The organism is Faecalibacillus intestinalis (assembly GCF_015097455.1).
Lineage (GTDB): Bacteria > Bacillota_I > Bacilli_A > Erysipelotrichales > Coprobacillaceae > Faecalibacillus > Faecalibacillus intestinalis.
In genome coordinates this window covers 199111-217910 of record NZ_AP024085.1, presented here as the reverse complement: position 1 = coordinate 217910, position 18800 = coordinate 199111, and the positions used below count along the sequence as shown (strand labels likewise).

Sequence of the window (18800 nt, the reverse complement as noted above, 5' to 3'; positions counted from 1 at the left end):
CGGTTCAATGAACCGATTTTTATATATACTAAATACCAAATAATAAGTCTACATAAGTTGGAATTGGCCAATAAGAATCGTCAACTAATTCTTCAATTGTATCCACTGTTTCTCTTAATGATTGCATAATACCGAAGACATCATCTCTCCACATAGTAGCTACTTCGAAGATTTCTTCTTCGCTTGCTTGTGCTTTTGCGATATTATTTTCTAATGTTGTTAATTTATCTTTAGCGTCTTGTAGTAATCCAGCTAGTTTAGTTGCATCATCAGTTAAGAATGCTGCTGGAATACCTGCTTCTTTTGCAGCAACAACTTCTGACGACACTTTAGCTAAATAATCACAAGCTGCTGGATAAATTTGTGTTTTAACCATTTTAACTGCAGTTAAAGCTTCAACTTGAATTGTTTTAATATAGTTATCTAATAAGATTTCATAACGTGAAGCGATTTCTACTTTTGTATAAACACCTTGACGATCTAACATATCAATATATTTTGGATCTTTTAAGCATTTCAAAGCATCAACAGTGTTTTTGTGGTTAGGAAGTCCACGTCTTTTTGCTTCTTCTTCCCATTCAGCTGAATATCCATCACCATTGAAGATAATACGTTTATGTTTAGAAATGAATTCTTTCACAACTTCTTCAAATGATTTTCCACCTTCAATAGCATCAGCCATTTGTGTCATTTCTTCAGCTAACATAGAATTTAAAATTGTGTTAGGCCCAGCTACAGATTGTGCAGAACCAACAGCACGGAATTCAAATTTATTACCTGTAAAGGCAAATGGTGAAGTTCTGTTACGATCTGTATTATCTTTAGAGAAAGTTGGTACTACAGAAACACCTGTATCAAAACGTCCAATTTCTTCATGATCAGATTTTTTACCAGTACAAATATCTTCTACTACTTTATCTAATTCTTCACCTAAGAACATAGAAATGATTGCTGGTGGTGCTTCGTTAGCTCCTAAACGATGATCGTTTCCAGCAGAAGCAATTGACATACGTAAGATTTCAGCATATTCATCAACAGCTTTGATTGTACAAGCTAATGCAGCTAAGAATGGTTTATTTTCTTCAGGATTTTTTCCTGGATTAAATAAGTTGATTCCTGTATTAGTAATTACTGACCAGTTATCATGTTTACCAGAACCATTTACTCCAGCAAATGGTTTTTCATGTAATAAACAACGTAAACCATGTTTTTTAGCGATATCTTGAGCAATTTGCATTAATAAATGGTTGTTATCTGTCGTAATATTTACTTTTGCATAAACACAAGCAACTTCATGTTGTGCAGGTGCAACTTCGTTATGTTTTGTTTTAGATGGAATCCCGTATTTCCATAATTCAGCATCTAAATCTTTCATGAAAGCCGCAACTTTACGTTTTAAAGAACCGAAGTAATGATCTTCTAATTCTTGTCCTTTTGGTGCCATAGCTCCAAATAAAGTTCTACCAGTTAATTTTAAATCCATACGTTCTTGATAATATTTATCATCAACTAAGAAATATTCTTGTTCAGCCCCTACTGAAGCAGAAACTTTAGTTACCCCTTCAACCCCAATTAAAGGTAACAAACGACAAGCTGCTTTACTTAATGCATCACATGATCTAAGTAAAGGTGTTTTCTTATCTAATGCTTCCCCAGTATATGAACAGAATAACGTTGGAATATATAATGTTCCATCTTTAACGAATGCAGGTGATGTACAATCCCATGCTGTATATCCTCTTGCTTCGAAAGTAGCTCTTAAACCACCTGATGGAAATGAAGAAGCATCAGGTTCTCCTTTTCTTAATGTTTTCCCACTAAATTCTAAAACAGCTTTTGACCCATCTGGTTCTAAAAAAGCATCATGCTTTTCTGCAGTTAATCCTGTCATTGGAGTAAACCAGTGAGTAAAATGTGTAGCTCCATGTTCAACTGCCCAAATTTTCATTGCATTCGCAATAACAGTTGCACATTCTTTTGATAATTCTTCGCCTTTATCAAGCGATTCATGGAATGCTTTATATGTTGATTTAGGAATTCTTTCCTTCATAACATCATCAGTAAAAGCTAGGCATCCATAATCTTCAACTAACTTGTTAAATTCCATCTTTGTATCCCCCTTATTTAGTATATAAATTATTATTTATATGATGTCATTATACAAACGAAAATATAGGTTGTCAACAACTATTACAAAGTTTTTATCATTTTGATAATTTTTTATTTATTTTATACAAAAAAAGAACTGCATACTATTGAGCAGCAGTTCTTTTAGCTTTCTTTTCTTCTTTTCTTCTTTTCTTTTCCCATTTACGATGAGTTTGGTTATATTCTTCAACTTGACAGTGAATTCTCTTATTTGAATGAACAACAGCATCCACAAATCCCATTTGATCTTTTGGAGCAACTGTTTGACGAGTTCCATCATCCATATAGATTTCATATGAATGTGCATTTGTAATGATTTTTGTCATTTTAGCGATTGGATCTGTAATTGTTTCACAGTTCATTAAGTTAATTTCTTTTGTTTTTCCAATTCTTCTATGAATTTCTAAAGTTCTTCTTTTTACAACATATTTATAAGGTCTATATCCAAATAAATACCCAATAGCAATGACACCTAATACAACAACCGCAGGTAAATCACTAAAATTACCCGAAACAATCATATACACCACATAGATTGCATAAAATACACTAAAGTATGCAGCAGGTAAATTTAATTGAACTTTAAATTCTTTTTCAAATGGTGTTAATTCCGCATTTGATTCGACTTTTTTTGATTCCATAAAAACCCCTCTTTAATTCTATACTTTCAATATTTAATAAATATCAATTTTCTTTAATAAAGTCAACTCATATTCATTAAATATTTTTTTAAAAAATAAGGGACGGGGAATCCCGCCCTTATTCATTATCTTATTTAATTTATCAATATTAAGCTTCTGCAGCTTGTTTGTTTTGATATTTTTCGTAAGAGATTAAGAATGGTACATAGATAACTGTTGAAACAACAATTAAGATTGCTTGAGTTACTGCACCCATTACGCTAGCACCACATGCTAAGAAACCAAATACGATTGGTGGAGTTGTCCAAGGTACTGTTAAACATGCAACTGGACAGAATCCGATAACTGTTAATACATAACCAATAATGATTGTGATTAATGGAGCAACTACGAATGGAATACCTAAGATTGGGTTTAATACCATTGGAATACCAAATGTAACTGTTTCATTGATGTTGAATAATCCTGGAACTAATGATAATGTAGCGATTGCTTTGTTATCTTCACGTTTACCAAAGATCATGATTGCGATTACTAAACCGATAGTAACACCTGAACCACCGAATTCACCCCACATTTGTAATGCATACATGTTGATGATGTTTGTTGGTTTTTCACCTTTGTTGAATTTTTCAACGTTTTCAAGTGCTAATGGTGTAAATAATGCTTCTTTTACTGCAGATAACATGTTGTTACCATGAATACCTACTAACCAGAATAACATGATTACTAAATAGATAATCATAACACCTGGGATTGTAGCACCTACAGCCCCTAAAGGACCTTGGATACCATTTTTGATAACGTCATTTAAGTATAAACCAGTTAAGTTATAACATGCTGATCCAATACAAGCTGTGATGATTAAAGTGATAGTAGCTGGTACTAAAACTTCGAATGCACGAGCAACTCCTGGTGGAACTTGTTCTGGCATTTTAATTTTTAATGCATCTTGTTTTTCAAAGAAGCAGAATAATTCAACAGATAACACACCGATGATCATACCAGTGAATAAACCAGTAGCTCCTAATTCGTTACCAGCAACACCAGTGAAAGCTTCTTTAGCTCCTTTTACCATGTGTGAAGTGTTTGTAACTGATAACCATGCAGCTAAACCTACTAAACCTGGAATGTAACCAGCTCTTTCAGCTCCCATGTTCCAAACACCGATTTCTTGGGCGATACCAAGAGTGATACCAACTGTGATACAGCTGATAGTACAGAAGTTAACTGCTTGGAATGCTGGGTTTAAGAAATCTAAAGCCATGATTGGTTTGAAGAACATACCTAACCCAGTAGTTTCGTTAACTAATACGTTACACCATAAAACCCCAATTGCCCCAGCGATTGTTAAAGGCATGAAGTTTTGGAACGCATTTTTAATTGCAGATAAATATTTGTTTTGACCGCACCATGCACCAGCGCGACCTAAGACATCCGCCATTTTGTCCATAAATTTTTCCTCCCTTAAATATTTTTTTGACACTAATAGTATAATCTATTATGCAAATAAAAGTCAATGGTTTTTTAAATTAAAAGTACCATACTTTTAATTTTAAAAAACATATTTTTTAAAAAAAACCGCATAAAATAAGGGTTTTTCAACGTTTTTGAAAGCGGTTATTTTTTTGAATTTTTTTTGTTAAAAAAAGAAAACGCTATCATTTAGACAGCGTTTTTTATGTTTTTTGGCTATTGAACCGTCACTGTTTGAAGTTCAAAATTGTTGTAATGATATCTCGTAAATGAATATTCAAAGATAATCCCACTACTTAAATATGCCGTTTGTTCAACTTCAATATATGGTTCATATTCCTTCAATCCCAAATTTTCTTGTTCTAACGGACTCGATAGATGAGCACGTATAGTTTTATGCGTACTTTGTATCTTTAATTTTAATTCTTTTTCAATATACTGGTATATCGAGCCTTTCAAATGCTCTAATTTTAAATTTGGAATAATAGAAATAGGCATGTATGTGATTTCTAAACAATACGGTTTATCATCAAATACTCTTTTTCTAATAATATGATAGACAAAGGATCCCTCTTCTATTTGTAATTTTTTAGATATATGCTCATCACTCGGTATAACCGAAAATTCAATAATTTCACTTTTTAATTCACCTTTGCCTTTTAATTTTCGTGTTAAACCCAATCCTGATTGTTTAAGTTGAGTTGCATCTTCTGAAGAAGCATCATAATCCTTTACAAAAGTTCCTGCCCCTCTTCTTCTTACAATCAATCCTTCTTTTACTAATATATCCAAGGCTTTTTTCATTGTTTCTTTATTACAATGATAAGCAACACATAATACATATTCATAAGGGAGTTTTTGTCCATATGTATATTTTTTATCAAAAATCTTACTTCTAATATCATCTGCGATATCAATATATTTGACCATAGACTATCCCTCCTACCATAACTAAAAATACCATACTTTTAATAAATTTGCACGGACTTTTTAACAAGAAGATTATTTTTGTGTAAAAGAAAAAACAATCCTAAGATTGTTTAAACTGTGGTAAATAGTCTTTATGCGCTTCAATAAGTTCATCAATAACAATATTAGCATCATGATCAATTTGACATAACAGATCCATATTTAAAGCTGTTACAGCTAAATCTCTATTTCCAGTAACCGCTGCTTCACAAACCATTCTTTCAAAAGCTTTCATCATATGCACATAACCACTAATTGGTAATTTTAATTCACCTGTTGCAATTGGTTGAGGTCTATATTTCTTTTCCAATATTTCCTTTTTTGATTCTTTCTTTATTGTTTTGAAAATACGTATCAATTTCATAAACGATCATTTTATCAACTCCCGCTACACCCTTATTACTCTTGACCCTCTTGACTGCTTCATTTAGATTTTTATCATCTAATATCACTTCAATTAATCTCATGTTGTTTCTTCCTTCACTCGTAAATATATTTGAAATCATTCCCTCTACCTTCATCTCCATGGAATTGCGATTTCCAATTATGAGACCATTCTCGATTTCGAACTGTTCAAACATTGCTTATGATGAGTAAACATCATATAAACATTAGGTCCTTTAGTATTGTGTGTCCTACCTACTACGACCTCAGCTGACTTTTTGTGACAAGCCTTTCTCGACCAACGGTACCATCACTGCTTTTAAAGTTTACTGGATTTCGTTGTCCACAAAACCTCTCGGGGTAATTCACTAATCCTCTAACTTTTACAACGTCTTGATTTACTGTCTTGGTTTTACGTTTACCTTTTGGACTTCGATTTGTGATGCAATCTCATCCACCATTTAGCCTTATATCAAGTTTCTGTTCGTACGCTCAAAAGAATCACTACACCACTTCCTCCATCCTTGCCATCACTGACAACGACTTGTGGTTCATTACACTTGGCGGTAAATACCTGTGGTTGGTTTATCTCCAACTGAATTAGTGCCATGCCCGGCACACATTAAAAAAATCGCTTGATATTATCTATCAAACGATTCTTTCATTAATCTAATTGTATTTGTTTTACAATTTCATTATCAAATGTTTTAATTGTAAAACAGTCATTTTCATAAATACCATAACTATTCGTACCTTCTTTAGGTAAAGAAATCGAAGACGGATTTAAAATATAAATACCGTTTTCTTTTTTAGCAAGTGGTTTATGAAAATGTCCATAAATCAAAATATCATTTTCATTTAATAAAGGAAGTTGATCTTCATTAAATAAATGTCCATGTGTCATAAAGAAATGATGTTGATCAACATCCATCAAAGCATAGTCACTACGCATAGGGAAATCTAAAACCATTTGATCAACTTCACTATCACAATTTCCTCTAACTGCAATAATATCCTTCTTTAAAGGATTTAATAAAGCAATAACCTTCTTACAATTATAATCCTTAGGTAAATCATTACGTGGTCCATGATATAAAATATCCCCTAAAATAATAAGTTTATCCGCTTTTTCTTCATGATATTTTTCAATGGCCCTATTTGCCCAATAATAAGAACCATGAATATCTGATATAAACATTACTTTCATACAATTACGCTCTTCTAATTGTTTTGATCACAACTGGTGTTGTTGGACAATCTTGGAAGTTTGTAGGGACATTGGCAATTTGATCTACAATATCTAAACCTTCAGTAATTTTACCAAATGCAGCATATTCACCATCTAAATGTGGTGCTGGTTTATGCATAATAAAGAATTGTGAAGATGCTGAATCTTTGATCATTGTTCTAGCCATAGATAAAACACCTTCTGTATGTTTTAATTCATTGTTAACACCATTGCTTTTAAATTCACCTTTAATAGAATCACAATGTTTTTCTTTAAAATCTTTTGTATATCCCCCACCTTGAATCATAAATCCTGGGATAACTCTATGGAAAATCAATCCTGCAAAAAAATCTTCATCAATTAATTTTAAAAAGTTTTCTACTGTAATTGGTGCAACTTCAGGATAAAGTTCTCCTTTCATCACATCTCCATTTTCCATTTCAATTTCAATTAATACTTTTTCCATTCTCTAATTCTCCTTATCTACAACGTCTACATCAACAACCTTATTTTCAATAGATTGTTGTTTTTCTTTTTTCTTCTTCTTTAAAAGAAATCTTACTACAAAATAAACAAGTACAACTCCTGTCGCAATTCCAAATAACCAAACAATATTCTTTACTTGATCAAATTGATAAGCTGTCGCTACCACTAAACATAAGTTAATAATATTCATTGATCCTGCTAATTTATATTTTTGATTAACAATAAAATTTAAGGAAAGCGCAGATGAAGCAAATAACCCAACAATAAGCATAACTTCCATACTATGTACCTCCTTGTATCATTCTATCATAATAGAATCATTTTTGTTATATATTATTTAGTATGGACACTTGCATTAAGCATGTCAGTAATAGATATCATTGTAAAATTACTTCTATATATAACAAAAATAACTACCTCCTGTTTCTAGAAAAATGTGTGATAGTTATTTCATACTATTAAAATCCAAGGTGAACCGTTTGTTGTTCTTTTTTCATATTCATTATAATTAATTTTTTAAACAATTCTATAAAATCTTATCTATCTAATTTCATATATAACAGCGGATAAGGGTTTCCTGCTTCATCTAATTCTGTTTTCTTGTATGTTTTAAATCCCATTACTTCATAAAAACCAATAGCCTGTGGATTTTGCTCATTTACCGTTAATTCACAAACATCATAATTCTTCATACCATATTGTAGTAAAGCTTTACCTAGCCCTTTTCCTCTTTGGTTAGAAGCTATAAACAACATCTCTAATTTATGATTTTCAATTTCCATAAATCCCACAGCTTCATCATTATCTACAACCATCAAATGTTCAACATTCTTTGATGTCATTGGACCATATTCTTTAATATGTTCAATTTCTTGTTCATTTAAAAATGTATGTGTGGCTTTTACAGAATCTTCCCAAACATTTACAGTGTATTTAATAATTCATCATTTCTATCTTTTATCTCAATTATTTTCACTGATTATTTTCACCCTATTCTCTCTACCCATATTTATCATCGATTTCTTTCACTTTAACTATGATAATATAATTATATGAAATAGCCCTACCAAATAGGTAGGGTCATTTATTTTGTTAATATCTTTTTTATTTAGCAAATTGTTTAATTGCATCAGCAACAGCTGCTGTCACATCTTTATTGAAGATTTTTGGCATGATATTTTCTTCATTTAAATCTTCATCACTGATTGTATCTGCAATAGCTTTAGCCACAGCTACTTTCATTTCTGGTGTAATTGAAGGAACTCTTGCTTCTAATGCTCCTTTAAAAATACCAGGGAAAGCTAAAACATTATTAATTTGATTTGGATAATCAGAACGACCTGTTCCAACAACTCTTGCTCCTGCTGCTTTGGCTTTTTGATAAGTAATTTCTGGTTCAGGATTTGCCATTGCAAAAATAATTGGATCATTGTTCATTGAATGAACCATTTCATCAGTTACTAGATTTGGTTTAGAAACACCTACAAAAACATCTGCACCTTTTAATGCATCAGCTAATGTACCTTGCATATTATCAGGATTAGTAATATCACATAAAGCACGCTTATGAGGAATAAGTCCTTCTTGTCTATCTTTATATAAAATCCCAAATTCATCCACTGCAATAATTTTACCAACACCGGCTGTATGCATCATTTTAATAATAGCTGTTCCTGCAGCTCCTGGTCCATTTAAAACAACTGTAATATCTTTGATATCTTTTTTAGTTACTCTTAAAGCATTATATAATGCAGCAAGTACTACAACAGCTGTTCCATGTTGATCATCATGGAATACAGGAATATCTAACATTTGATCTAATCTTTCTTCGATTTCAAAGCAATCTGGAGAAGCAATATCTTCTAAGTTGATTCCACCAAAACATGGTGCAATATTTTTAACTGTTTGAATCAATTCTTCTTTATCTTGTGTATCTAAACAAATAGGTACCGCATTGACATCTCCGAATTTTTTAAATAGAGCAGCTTTTCCTTCCATGACTGGAATCGAAGCTTTGGCTCCAATATTTCCAAGTCCTAAAACAGCTGTTCCATTTGAGACAACAGCAATTGTATTTGATTTTGTTGTATAACGATAAACATCTTCTTCATTTTCAGCAATCTTACGACAAGGTTCAGCAACCCCTGGCGTATAAACAACAGACATATCATCCATTGTATTAATTTCACAATTTAATTCCGTATGTATTTTCCCTTGATGTTTTTCATGTAATTTCAAGGCTTCTTCATAATAATTCATTTTCATCACCCACCACTATTATACCTATAAAATAAACAATTCGTCTAATCTTTTTTATCTAAAACATAACCATGATCCATTGGTCCTTGTCCTTGTCCTAAATCAAGCATTGCTGCAAGTGCTCCAGAAATATAATCTTTAGCTTTTTTAACAGCATTTTCCAAATTTTCACCTCGTGCTAAATAAGAAGCAATCGCACTTGATAAAGTACATCCCGTACCATGAGTATTATTGTTATTAATACGTTTTCCTTTAAACCATTGATAATTACCTTCTTTATAAAGTAAATCATTGGCATCATTGATTTGATGTCCGCCTTTAAGTAATACTGCACAATGATAATGATCTCCAATATATTTAGCTGCTGTTAACATTTCTTCTTCATTATTGATTTTTAATCCTGATAAAACTTCGGCTTCAGGAATATTTGGTGTTAAAACCGTTGCGAGTGGGAAGAGATTTTCTTTTAATGTATCAATAGCTTCATCACTAATAAGTTTTGCCCCACTTGTAGCCACCATCACAGGATCAACAACGATATTACGTGCATGATATTGTTTTAACTTTCCACTAATAGATAAAATGACTTCTTTTTGAGAAACCATTCCAATTTTAACAGCCATTGGATAAATATCTGTAAACACACTATCCATTTGACTAGCCACAAAAGAAGCATCGACATCATAGATAGCATCGACTCCTGTAGTATTTTGAGCTGTTAGTGCTGCAATAACCGACATGGCATAAACACGATTAGCAAGCATTGTTTTTAAATCTGCTTGAATTCCTGCACCTCCACTACTATCACTACCTGCAATTGTAAGGCAAGTTGGCATTTTGTTAGGGATAACTCTTTGAATTTTATCTTTTAATAGGCTACTTGCTTTTTGGATATCATCACTTCCAAAGATACTTGAAACGATAGCAACACCATCAATAGCAGCACCCATAAATTCTAAGATATTCACTTGATTAATACCACCAATGGCAACCACAGGAATATCAACTTTTTGACAAATTTCATTTAATGTATCCATTGAAATATTTTGTGCATCATCTTTTGTTTGAGTTGCAAAAATAGCTCCGACACCTAAATAATCAGCCCCATTTTCTAAAGCTATTTTTGCTTCTTCATAATTATGTGCAGATACACCAATAATTTTATCTTCACCTAATATTTTTCTTGCTTCTTTTAAATTTAAATCATCTTGCCCAATATGGACCCCATCTGCATCAATTTCTTTACACAATTCAACATCATCATTAATAATCAAAGGAACATGATGTTTTTGACACACACTTTGAACATCCAATGCTTCTTGTTTAAATGCTTCATGTGTCATTTCTTTTTCTCTTAGTTGAATCATTGTTACACCACCAAGAATGGCTTCTTCAACTAATTCCGACATTTTTCTTCCTTTTAAATATTTTGAATCTGTTACTCCATACAATAATAAATCTTCTTTATTTAATTTCATCAAATTTCCTTCTTTCTTTACAATATTCTTTTTTTATTTCCCTGGAAATAAAAAGAGAGCCCTGTTGAACTCTGTTAACGTTTATATCTCCTACGTTGGCATTATCCAAATCAGGTTATGGGTCTAAGTCAATACTTACTCTCAGCAAAAAGCTCCCCGTTTCCTTTATTATAATTTTTTTAATAAAAATTGTCTATTTTTAATCATATTATTTATGCTTTTGTTCAAACTATAAAAGGAGGTGCTTTCATGAAATTATGTATTACAGCAGGTAACTATCACATTTTTAAATTAATGATTAAAAATCATAAAGATTCTCGCATTCAATTAAAAAACATTCATCCTTTAGATTTTGACCTTGTTTTTGATGTTTATACATCTTTAGATCAAAAAACAGTTATTTCTATACTTAGCCATGAATTACGTTATTCCCCTTTTATGTATCTATGCCCTGGTTTTAAAGTCATTCCTTTAAAAAAACGTCTTCCTCATGGTACAAAAGAATCAACTACTCCTTTAAATCTTTCTTTTAATTGAATAATTTATATTAAAAAACAGTTTGAGATAGCATTTATTTCAAACTGTTTATTTTTTAATTAATAATTTTTAAAACCTCTTCTTCACTATTGATGTTAAAGATATTTAATGTAAGTTCATTCAATTTTTCTAGCAATGTATTTGTGAGTTGTTTTTCTAAAGGACTTGATAAAGTTCCTAATTTCACTTTAAGCAATTCTTTTAAAGTATTGAGTTTTCTTTCATCTCTCGTTCTTTGAAATAATTGATCCATTGCCTTACACATATTGATTTCATCTTCTTCTGGTAAGTCTTCTCTTCTAATATTTGTACACGTAAATGTTGCCGCCATCATGAAGCTTTCTGTTTCGATTTTACGATTGTTTCTTAAGTCATCATAATTTCCTGCAAACATACTTTGACTGATTTCTACGACATCTCGATATCTTTTGATTTCTGTTGGATCATCTACATTTTCTATCATTGTATCATATGTTTAAAGATAATTCGTCTCACATTTGTCTCATTTCTATTATTATTTTAGCAATCTCTCCTACCTTCTTCAATGGGCGGATAGTCCAAAAAAGTTTCTAATAAAAAAACCTACGAAATCATCTCGTAAGTCTTTAAAGAATACGTATTATTAAACCTGCTATTAACGAAGAAATACCCACAATTATAAAAATGATATATAGCTTTTTTTGTGGATTATTTTCTAAAATCAATATACGTTTAGGATGATTTTCCTCATACATAATTTCTAAGGAACTCCCTATAGGAAGTTCTTTGCCATAACCAATAGAGAGTTTTTGTTTAATTTCATTTCCATAATCATAAAATTGAATTACCGGAAAATAGGAATAAGAAAAACTATCATCACTTTGCATTCTTTCTCTTATATTATCAATCACTTTAGCTAATGTATGAATATTACAATACTTTATTTTCTATTGCTTGTACAGGACATTTTTCATAACATAATCCACAATATAAACAACGTTCTTGTTGAATTTGATAATTTGAAATACATTGTTGTGGACAATTCTTTTGACATAAGCCACATTGAATACATTGATTACTAATGATAAATCCCTTAGGTTTTATCTCTTTATTCACTGAAAAACTTTCTCTATAAATAGGTTCTTTGCCTAAATCAAAGAATTCTAGTTCACCTTCTTCAAGACAAAAGGCTTCTAAAATATAACGACTCTCATTTGGATAAACATAATTCATTAATGAATTATTTTTAAAAATACGATCTATCCAATATTTTTGATTTTCTAATCGTTTAACAAGTCCATTTAAACGAACCATTTGATACTCTTTATTCATTCCTATAATTGCAACGTATGGATGATTTTTTAATTGTTTATAAAAATCTTTTCCTCTTGCTGTACAAAAATATAATTTATTATCTTCAACCAACATCACATCTATAATTCTTACTTGTGGTTGATTATTTTCATCAACGGTTGCAAAAGCAACATCTTTGATTTCTCTTAAAATATTTAAACAAGTTGAAACATTCATTGTTGTGCCTCCTTTTTCGTTTTTCATTATAATTTTATTTCTAATAAAAAAAAGCACGCACAATATTGTGGTATAGTTACTTCAAAGTAACTAATAAAAAAGTTACGACTTAAAATCGTAACTTTCTTGATTATTCAGTTTCGAATTGACTGTAATAAAGTTGATGATAATAACCTTGTTTTTGAAGCAATTCTTCATGATTACCAATTTCTACAATATGTCCTTGATCCATAACGATGATTTGATCGGCATTTTTAATCGTTGATAAACGGTGAGCAACAATAAAGGTTGTTCTTCCTTTCATCATTTCATCAAAAGCTTTTTGAATTTGTAATTCTGTACGCGTATCGATTGAACTTGTTGCTTCATCTAAAATCAACATTGGTGGATGTGTTAACATAATACGTGCAATACACACAAGTTGCATTTGTCCTTGAGACATATTTCCACCATCTTCTTCGACCATTGTATCGTATCCTTGAGGAAGAGACATAATATATTTATGCACACGTGCTTTTTTAGCCGCTTCAATGATTTCTTCATCACTAGCTTTTGTTTTTCCATAAGCAATATTTTCTTTAATAGTCCCTTTAAATAACCAACTATCTTGTAAAACCATACCGTACATTTTTCTTAAATCATCACGGTTCATATCTTCAATATTAACACCATCAATTGTAATTTTTCCACCTTGAGGATCATAGAAACGCATTAATAAGTTAATTAATGTTGTTTTTCCACAACCTGTTTTACCTACAATAGCTGTCATTGTTCCTGGTTTAGCTTCATAGTTAAAATCTTGAATTAATGGTTTACTTGGATCATAACTGAAATTTAAATGATCAATGATAATATGTCCTTGTTTATTTTCAATGATTTTAGATGTTGTTAATTCTTGGATTGTTTCTTCATCTAATAATGCAAAGACTCTTTGACTGGCAGCAATGGCTGTTTGCATTTCTGACATAACGGATGATATTTCGTTAAATGGTTTTGTATATTGGTTAGCATATGTTAAAAAGCTTGAAAGAATACCTACTGTAAATGAACCATTTAATACTTGAAATGCTCCAAAAATACCAACAGCAGCATAAACAATACTATTAACTAAACGTGTTGTAGGATTAATTAAAGCTCCATAGAATTGTGAAATAACCCCACTTTTATGCATACGTTCATTGATTTCATTAAACTTTTCTTCGTTTTGTTCTTGATAATCAAAAATATTAACAATTTTTTGATTGCCTATCATTTCTTCACAATAACCATTCATTTCCCCTCTTAAAGCAAGTTGTTCTTGGAAATAAGAATGTGTTCTTTTAACAATCAAAGAAGCGACAAGTAAAGAAAGTGGTGTTAAAACAACCACAATTACAGCTACCGAAAAATGAATATAAGCCATAATCAAAATCGTTCCTACAATTGTTGCAATTCCTGTAAGCAAGGATGTAAAACTTTGTAATAAACCTTGTCCAATTAAATCAATATCATTGATCAATCTTCCTAAAATATCTCCATGACTTGTAGCATCAATATATTTTAAAGGAAGAACTTGAATTTGATCAAATACTCTATTTCTTAAATCATTCGTAATATTATAAGTAATTGTATTTGTAATTTGTCCCATGATCCATTGAATCAAAGAAATAATTAAAATAACAATTCCAATAAAAATAAGTTTGTTCAATAACGCTTGAAAATGAACTTGATTCTTTCCAACCAATAAATCTATTGCTTGACCTATTAAAACAGGTGTAAGTAAAGTAAAGACAACAGAGACAATTGATAAAAGTGTTAATAACATAATTAAAAAACGATAAGGTTTACAATATGTAAGCAATCTTTTAATTGTTTTTTTATCCATTGAGATCACCATCCTTACTATTTTGAGATTCATAAATTTCTTTATAAACCGTACAATTTTTTAATAATTCTTCATGACAATCAAAACCAACAAGTTCACCATGATATAAAACCATAATACGATCACATCTTTTTAAAGACGCTGTTCTTTGAGAAATAACAATTTTTGTCATTTCTTTTAATTCTTGTAATTGTTTTTGTAAAGCAGCATCTGTTGCATAGTCTAACGCACTTGAACAATCATCTAAAACTAAAATATCCGCTTGTTTATAAAGTGCTCTAGCTATTGTTAAACGTTGTCTTTGTCCACCTGAGAAGTTTTTCCCACCTTGAACAACAGCACTTTCTATTCCTTGAGGAAGACGACTTACAAATTCTTTAGCTTGTGAAACTTCTAAAGCTTTATTCATTGTTTCTTCTTGGTAAGGTTTTGACATACAAATATTTTCTTTAATTGTTCCTGAAATCAATGATGTATTTTGTAAAACATAACTGATATGTTGTCTTAATGTTTCTAGTTTATAATCTTGAATATTTTTACCAGCTATTTTAATTTGTCCACTTCTAACATCATAATTTCTTCCAATAAGGGATACTAGTGTTGATTTACCAGCACCCGTTCCTCCAATAATTCCTACTGTTTCACCTTTATTGATCGTAAATGATAAGTTGTGTAACACATCTTTTTGAAGATATCCAAAGTTGACATCTTTAAATTCAATCATTTTTCCATTAGGAATAAGGGTTGAATAACTTCCTTGATCTTCTACTTGCGGTGTTGTTTCAAGTACTTCAAAAACTCTTTGATAACTTGCTGTAGCTTTATTGTAGATTGATAAAACATTCGCAAAGACAATGAGTGCTTGTAAAATACTATTCATATAGTTAATTAAGGCAATAACTTCCCCTTGAGAAAGACTTCCTACATTGACTTGGAAACCACTAGCATAAATAATAATAATGATTGCAAAGTTTACAATTAAATAAGTAAAGGGATTTAATAAAGCTTGTATTTTACCTACTTTTACTTGTTCATCTTTTTGATTTTTTGTTTCTAAATTAAATCTTTTTACTTCATGATTTTGATTTGAAAAAGCACGAATAACACGTACACCTTTTAAGTTTTCTCTTGCTATTAAAGCAATCTTATCTAATAACTTTTGAATACGAGAGAAATAAGGCATCGAAATAATTGTAATTGATAACATCGATACCGCTAAAATAACAGCTCCCACAACAAAGATCATTGATAAAGAACCACTGATCATAAAAGCCATAAATAATGAACCAATCATTAAAAAAGGAGCTCTTGATGTAAGACGAATCGTCATCGCTACAGCTAATTGAATTTGTACTACATCATTAATAAGTCTTGTAACTAATGATGGTGCTGTAAGGGTATCTAAATTGGCATCATCATATTGATTGATTTGATGATACATGTCTTTTCTAAGTTGTGTCCCCACACTTTGTGATGTAAGGGAAGCATACCATTGACAAACAAGTGCAAATAAATAACCAAAAACAGCTAAACCAATAAGGACGAGCCCACATTTTAAAATATAATTGGTATCTTTATAAGCAATTCCTTTATCAATGACAGAGGCCATAACAACGGGAACACATAATTCTAAAGCAGCTTCAAAGATTTTAAATAAAAAACCTAAAGTTGCTGAAAACTTAAACTCTTTTACATATTTTAATAGTTTCACATTCTTCACCTCTGCGTTATTATATGATAAGATTTATCTATATGTAAAATATATATATTATATAATAATTATATTATTAACATATAAAGGAGGATTTATAATGGATATTCGACAAATGAAGTATTTTAAAACAATTGTAGAAGAAGGAACTATTTCTAAAGCTGCACAGGTTTTACATATGGCACAGCCCCCTTTATCTATTCAACTTAAACAATTAGAAGAAGAACTTGGTATTACTTTGTTAAAAAGAGGAAATAAACAAATTGAATTAACAGATGCAGGAATGCGTTTTTATAAAAGATGTCTTCAAATATTAGATTTAACTGAAATTACTAAAAATGAATTAAAAGAATCTTTTCAAGATGTATTAAGAATTGGAATTACTTCTTCTAATGGTGGTTTAATTCAACAAGATAATATTAAGCATTTTATTGAACACTATGATCATGTTCAATATCGTATTTATGAAGGTTCTACTTATGAAATACTTGATTTATTATTGTCTCATAATATTGATTTAGGGATTGTTAGAACTCCTTTTGATACTTCTAAAGTTAATACGTTTTATTTAGAAAAAGAACCTATGATTGTTATAGGTAAAAAAGAATATTTTAAAAGACCTATTTCTAAAATGAAAGACTTAAAAAAGATACCTTTGATTATCCATCAAAGATATCTTCCTTTAATCAATGATTATAGCCTAAATAAACACATTCAAATTCAAATAAAAGTGACTTGTGACGATAGCCGAACTTCTCTTATTTGGGCAAACAGTGGTATTGGTGTTGCTATCGTTCCTTTAAGTAGCTTATCTTTAAATTATGATTCTTCTTTAGAATATGCTTATTTAGAAGATAAAGATTTATATACAGGTATTGCTTTTATTACGAGAAAGAATGAAGAAACACCTATTCTTATAAATCAATTTATTGAATGTTTTAAATAAGTAGAGATTAATTTAATCTTTACTTATTTATTTTATATTCAATAGCTTTTTTGTATAAAAAAAGAGGATATTTCTATCCTCATAATTGATTAGTTATTGATTAATTTATCTTCATCAGACCAAGAATATAATTTTCTGATTTCTTTTCCGACTTTTTCTGATTCATGTTCTGCAGCTAATTTTCTCATTGCTTTGAAATGTGCTTGTCCTCCAGCTGCTGACATGTCTAATAAGAAGTCTTTTGCGAATGTTCCATCTTGGATATCTTTTAAGATTTGTTTCATTGCTTTCTTTGTATCTTCTGTAATGATCTTTGGTCCTGTAATATAATCTCCATATTCTGCTGTATTTGAAATTGAATATCTCATTCCTTCAAATCCTGATTGATAGATTAAGTCTACAATTAATTTCATTTCATGGATACATTCAAAGTATGCATTTCTTGGATCATATCCTGCTTCTACTAATGTTTCAAATCCTGCTTGCATTAAAGCACATACTCCACCACATAAGACTGCTTGTTCTCCAAATAAGTCTGTTTCTGTTTCTGTTCTGAATGTTGTTTCTAGTACACCTGCTCTTGCTCCTCCAATTGCTAGTGAGTATGCTAAGGCGATGTCTTGTGCTTTTCCTGTGTAGTCTTGTTCTACGGCTACTAGACATGGTGTTCCTTTTCCTGCTTGATATTCACTTCTTACTGTATGTCCTGGTGCTTTTGGTGCAATCATTGTTACATCAACATTTTTTGGTGGTACGATTTGGTTGAAATGAATATTGAATCCATGAGCAAACATGAGCATGTTTCCTTCTTCTAAGTTTGGTTCAATTGATTCTTTGTATAATTTTGCTTGTAATTCATCGTTGATTAAGATCATGATAATATCTGCTTTTTTAGCAGCTTCTGCTGAAGTATAAACTTCTAATCCTTGTTCTTCAGCTCTTTTCCATGATTTTGATCCTTCATATAATCCTACGATAACTTTTACTCCTGATTCTTTTAAGTTTAATGCATGTGCATGTCCTTGTGAACCATATCCGATGATGGCTACTGTTTTCCCATCTAATAATGATAAGTCACAATCTGATTCATAAAAAATTTTTGCCATTTTTAATATCCCCCTTAATTTTTATTACTCGATTTCCTTTTTCGTTACCCATTATACG

General features: G+C 30.7%; 20 protein-coding genes. 2 read left to right on the top strand and 18 right to left on the bottom strand.

Annotated features, from left to right (window positions below):
- Window positions 1–28: 28 nt before the first annotated feature.
- The 12 genes from Fi14EGH31_RS01135 to thiD all read right to left on the bottom strand — a co-directional run bounded on the left by Fi14EGH31_RS01135 (window position 29) and on the right by thiD (window position 11069).
- On the bottom strand, window positions 29–2107 hold the full coding sequence (locus Fi14EGH31_RS01135) for a glutamine synthetase III family protein (protein WP_200765044.1): 2079 nt from the start codon (window positions 2105–2107) through the stop codon (window positions 29–31).
- A 145-nt stretch (window positions 2108–2252) separates the two neighbouring features.
- Window positions 2253–2789, bottom strand: a complete 537-nt coding sequence (locus tag Fi14EGH31_RS01130) for a hypothetical protein (protein ID WP_022002568.1) — start codon at window positions 2787–2789, stop codon at window positions 2253–2255.
- Between the two features lie 148 nt (window positions 2790–2937).
- Window positions 2938–4242 (bottom strand): PTS sugar transporter subunit IIC, encoded by a 1305-nt coding sequence (locus tag Fi14EGH31_RS01125; protein WP_117839110.1) that lies wholly within the window; start codon window positions 4240–4242, stop codon window positions 2938–2940.
- 239 nt (window positions 4243–4481) lie between these two features.
- Window positions 4482–5195 (bottom strand): GntR family transcriptional regulator, encoded by a 714-nt coding sequence (locus Fi14EGH31_RS01120; RefSeq protein WP_032089599.1) that lies wholly within the window; start codon window positions 5193–5195, stop codon window positions 4482–4484.
- Window positions 5196–5295: 100 nt separating this feature from the next.
- The gene (locus Fi14EGH31_RS01115) at window positions 5296–5544 is read right to left on the bottom strand and encodes a family 4 glycosyl hydrolase (RefSeq protein ID WP_234697814.1); all 249 of its coding nucleotides are present in this window, start codon (window positions 5542–5544) and stop codon (window positions 5296–5298) included.
- On the bottom strand, window positions 5528–5701 hold the full coding sequence (locus Fi14EGH31_RS01110; protein ID WP_200765043.1) for a hypothetical protein: 174 nt from the start codon (window positions 5699–5701) through the stop codon (window positions 5528–5530). Before Fi14EGH31_RS01110 ends, Fi14EGH31_RS01115 begins: the two co-directional genes overlap by 17 nt.
- 581 nt (window positions 5702–6282) lie before the next feature.
- On the bottom strand, window positions 6283–6825 hold the full coding sequence (gene yfcE, locus Fi14EGH31_RS01105; protein WP_107030173.1) for a phosphodiesterase: 543 nt from the start codon (window positions 6823–6825) through the stop codon (window positions 6283–6285).
- 4 nt (window positions 6826–6829) lie between these two features.
- Entirely contained in the window at window positions 6830–7312 is a 483-nt protein-coding gene (locus tag Fi14EGH31_RS01100; protein ID WP_022001696.1) for a peptidylprolyl isomerase, read from the bottom strand.
- 3 nt (window positions 7313–7315) lie between these two features.
- Window positions 7316–7612: a hypothetical protein gene (locus Fi14EGH31_RS01095; protein ID WP_107030171.1), complete on the bottom strand. Its 297-nt coding sequence runs from the start codon at window positions 7610–7612 to the stop codon at window positions 7316–7318.
- 256 nt (window positions 7613–7868) lie between these two features.
- On the bottom strand, window positions 7869–8174 hold the full coding sequence (locus Fi14EGH31_RS01090; RefSeq protein WP_230308072.1) for a GNAT family N-acetyltransferase: 306 nt from the start codon (window positions 8172–8174) through the stop codon (window positions 7869–7871).
- Window positions 8175–8436: 262 nt separating this feature from the next.
- Window positions 8437–9591 carry an NAD(P)-dependent malic enzyme gene (locus Fi14EGH31_RS01085; RefSeq protein WP_022001420.1) on the bottom strand — a complete coding sequence of 385 codons (1155 nt, stop codon included), beginning with the start codon at window positions 9589–9591 and terminating at the stop codon, window positions 8437–8439.
- A gap of 44 nt (window positions 9592–9635) precedes the next feature.
- Window positions 9636–11069, bottom strand: coding sequence for a bifunctional hydroxymethylpyrimidine kinase/phosphomethylpyrimidine kinase (gene thiD, locus Fi14EGH31_RS15775; protein ID WP_200765042.1), 1434 nt, complete (start codon window positions 11067–11069; stop codon window positions 9636–9638).
- A 249-nt stretch (window positions 11070–11318) separates the two neighbouring features.
- Between thiD and Fi14EGH31_RS01075 the strand changes: the two genes are divergently transcribed.
- Window positions 11319–11606, top strand: coding sequence for a hypothetical protein (locus Fi14EGH31_RS01075; RefSeq protein ID WP_022001422.1), 288 nt, complete (start codon window positions 11319–11321; stop codon window positions 11604–11606).
- Window positions 11607–11661: 55 nt separating this feature from the next.
- Here Fi14EGH31_RS01075 and Fi14EGH31_RS01070 read toward each other — a convergent pair whose 3' ends face one another.
- The 5 genes from Fi14EGH31_RS01070 to Fi14EGH31_RS01050 all read right to left on the bottom strand — a co-directional run bounded on the left by Fi14EGH31_RS01070 (window position 11662) and on the right by Fi14EGH31_RS01050 (window position 16690).
- Window positions 11662–12069 carry a hypothetical protein gene (locus Fi14EGH31_RS01070; protein WP_200765041.1) on the bottom strand — a complete coding sequence of 136 codons (408 nt, stop codon included), beginning with the start codon at window positions 12067–12069 and terminating at the stop codon, window positions 11662–11664.
- Between the two features lie 142 nt (window positions 12070–12211).
- Window positions 12212–12472: a DUF3592 domain-containing protein gene (locus Fi14EGH31_RS01065; RefSeq protein WP_118473946.1), complete on the bottom strand. Its 261-nt coding sequence runs from the start codon at window positions 12470–12472 to the stop codon at window positions 12212–12214.
- A 43-nt stretch (window positions 12473–12515) separates the two neighbouring features.
- Window positions 12516–13115 carry a 4Fe-4S binding protein gene (locus Fi14EGH31_RS01060; protein ID WP_195946856.1) on the bottom strand — a complete coding sequence of 200 codons (600 nt, stop codon included), beginning with the start codon at window positions 13113–13115 and terminating at the stop codon, window positions 12516–12518.
- A gap of 130 nt (window positions 13116–13245) precedes the next feature.
- On the bottom strand, window positions 13246–14979 hold the full coding sequence (locus Fi14EGH31_RS01055) for an ABC transporter ATP-binding protein (protein WP_147580872.1): 1734 nt from the start codon (window positions 14977–14979) through the stop codon (window positions 13246–13248).
- On the bottom strand, window positions 14972–16690 hold the full coding sequence (locus Fi14EGH31_RS01050) for an ABC transporter ATP-binding protein (protein WP_117788552.1): 1719 nt from the start codon (window positions 16688–16690) through the stop codon (window positions 14972–14974). Before Fi14EGH31_RS01050 ends, Fi14EGH31_RS01055 begins: the two co-directional genes overlap by 8 nt.
- 100 nt (window positions 16691–16790) lie before the next feature.
- On the opposite strand from Fi14EGH31_RS01050, the gene Fi14EGH31_RS01045 reads away from it, so the two are divergent.
- On the top strand, window positions 16791–17636 hold the full coding sequence (locus Fi14EGH31_RS01045) for a LysR family transcriptional regulator (RefSeq protein WP_107030164.1): 846 nt from the start codon (window positions 16791–16793) through the stop codon (window positions 17634–17636).
- A gap of 89 nt (window positions 17637–17725) precedes the next feature.
- Here Fi14EGH31_RS01045 and ilvC read toward each other — a convergent pair whose 3' ends face one another.
- Window positions 17726–18742, bottom strand: a complete 1017-nt coding sequence (gene ilvC / locus Fi14EGH31_RS01040) for a ketol-acid reductoisomerase (protein WP_107030163.1) — start codon at window positions 18740–18742, stop codon at window positions 17726–17728.
- Window positions 18743–18800: the final 58 nt, after the last annotated feature.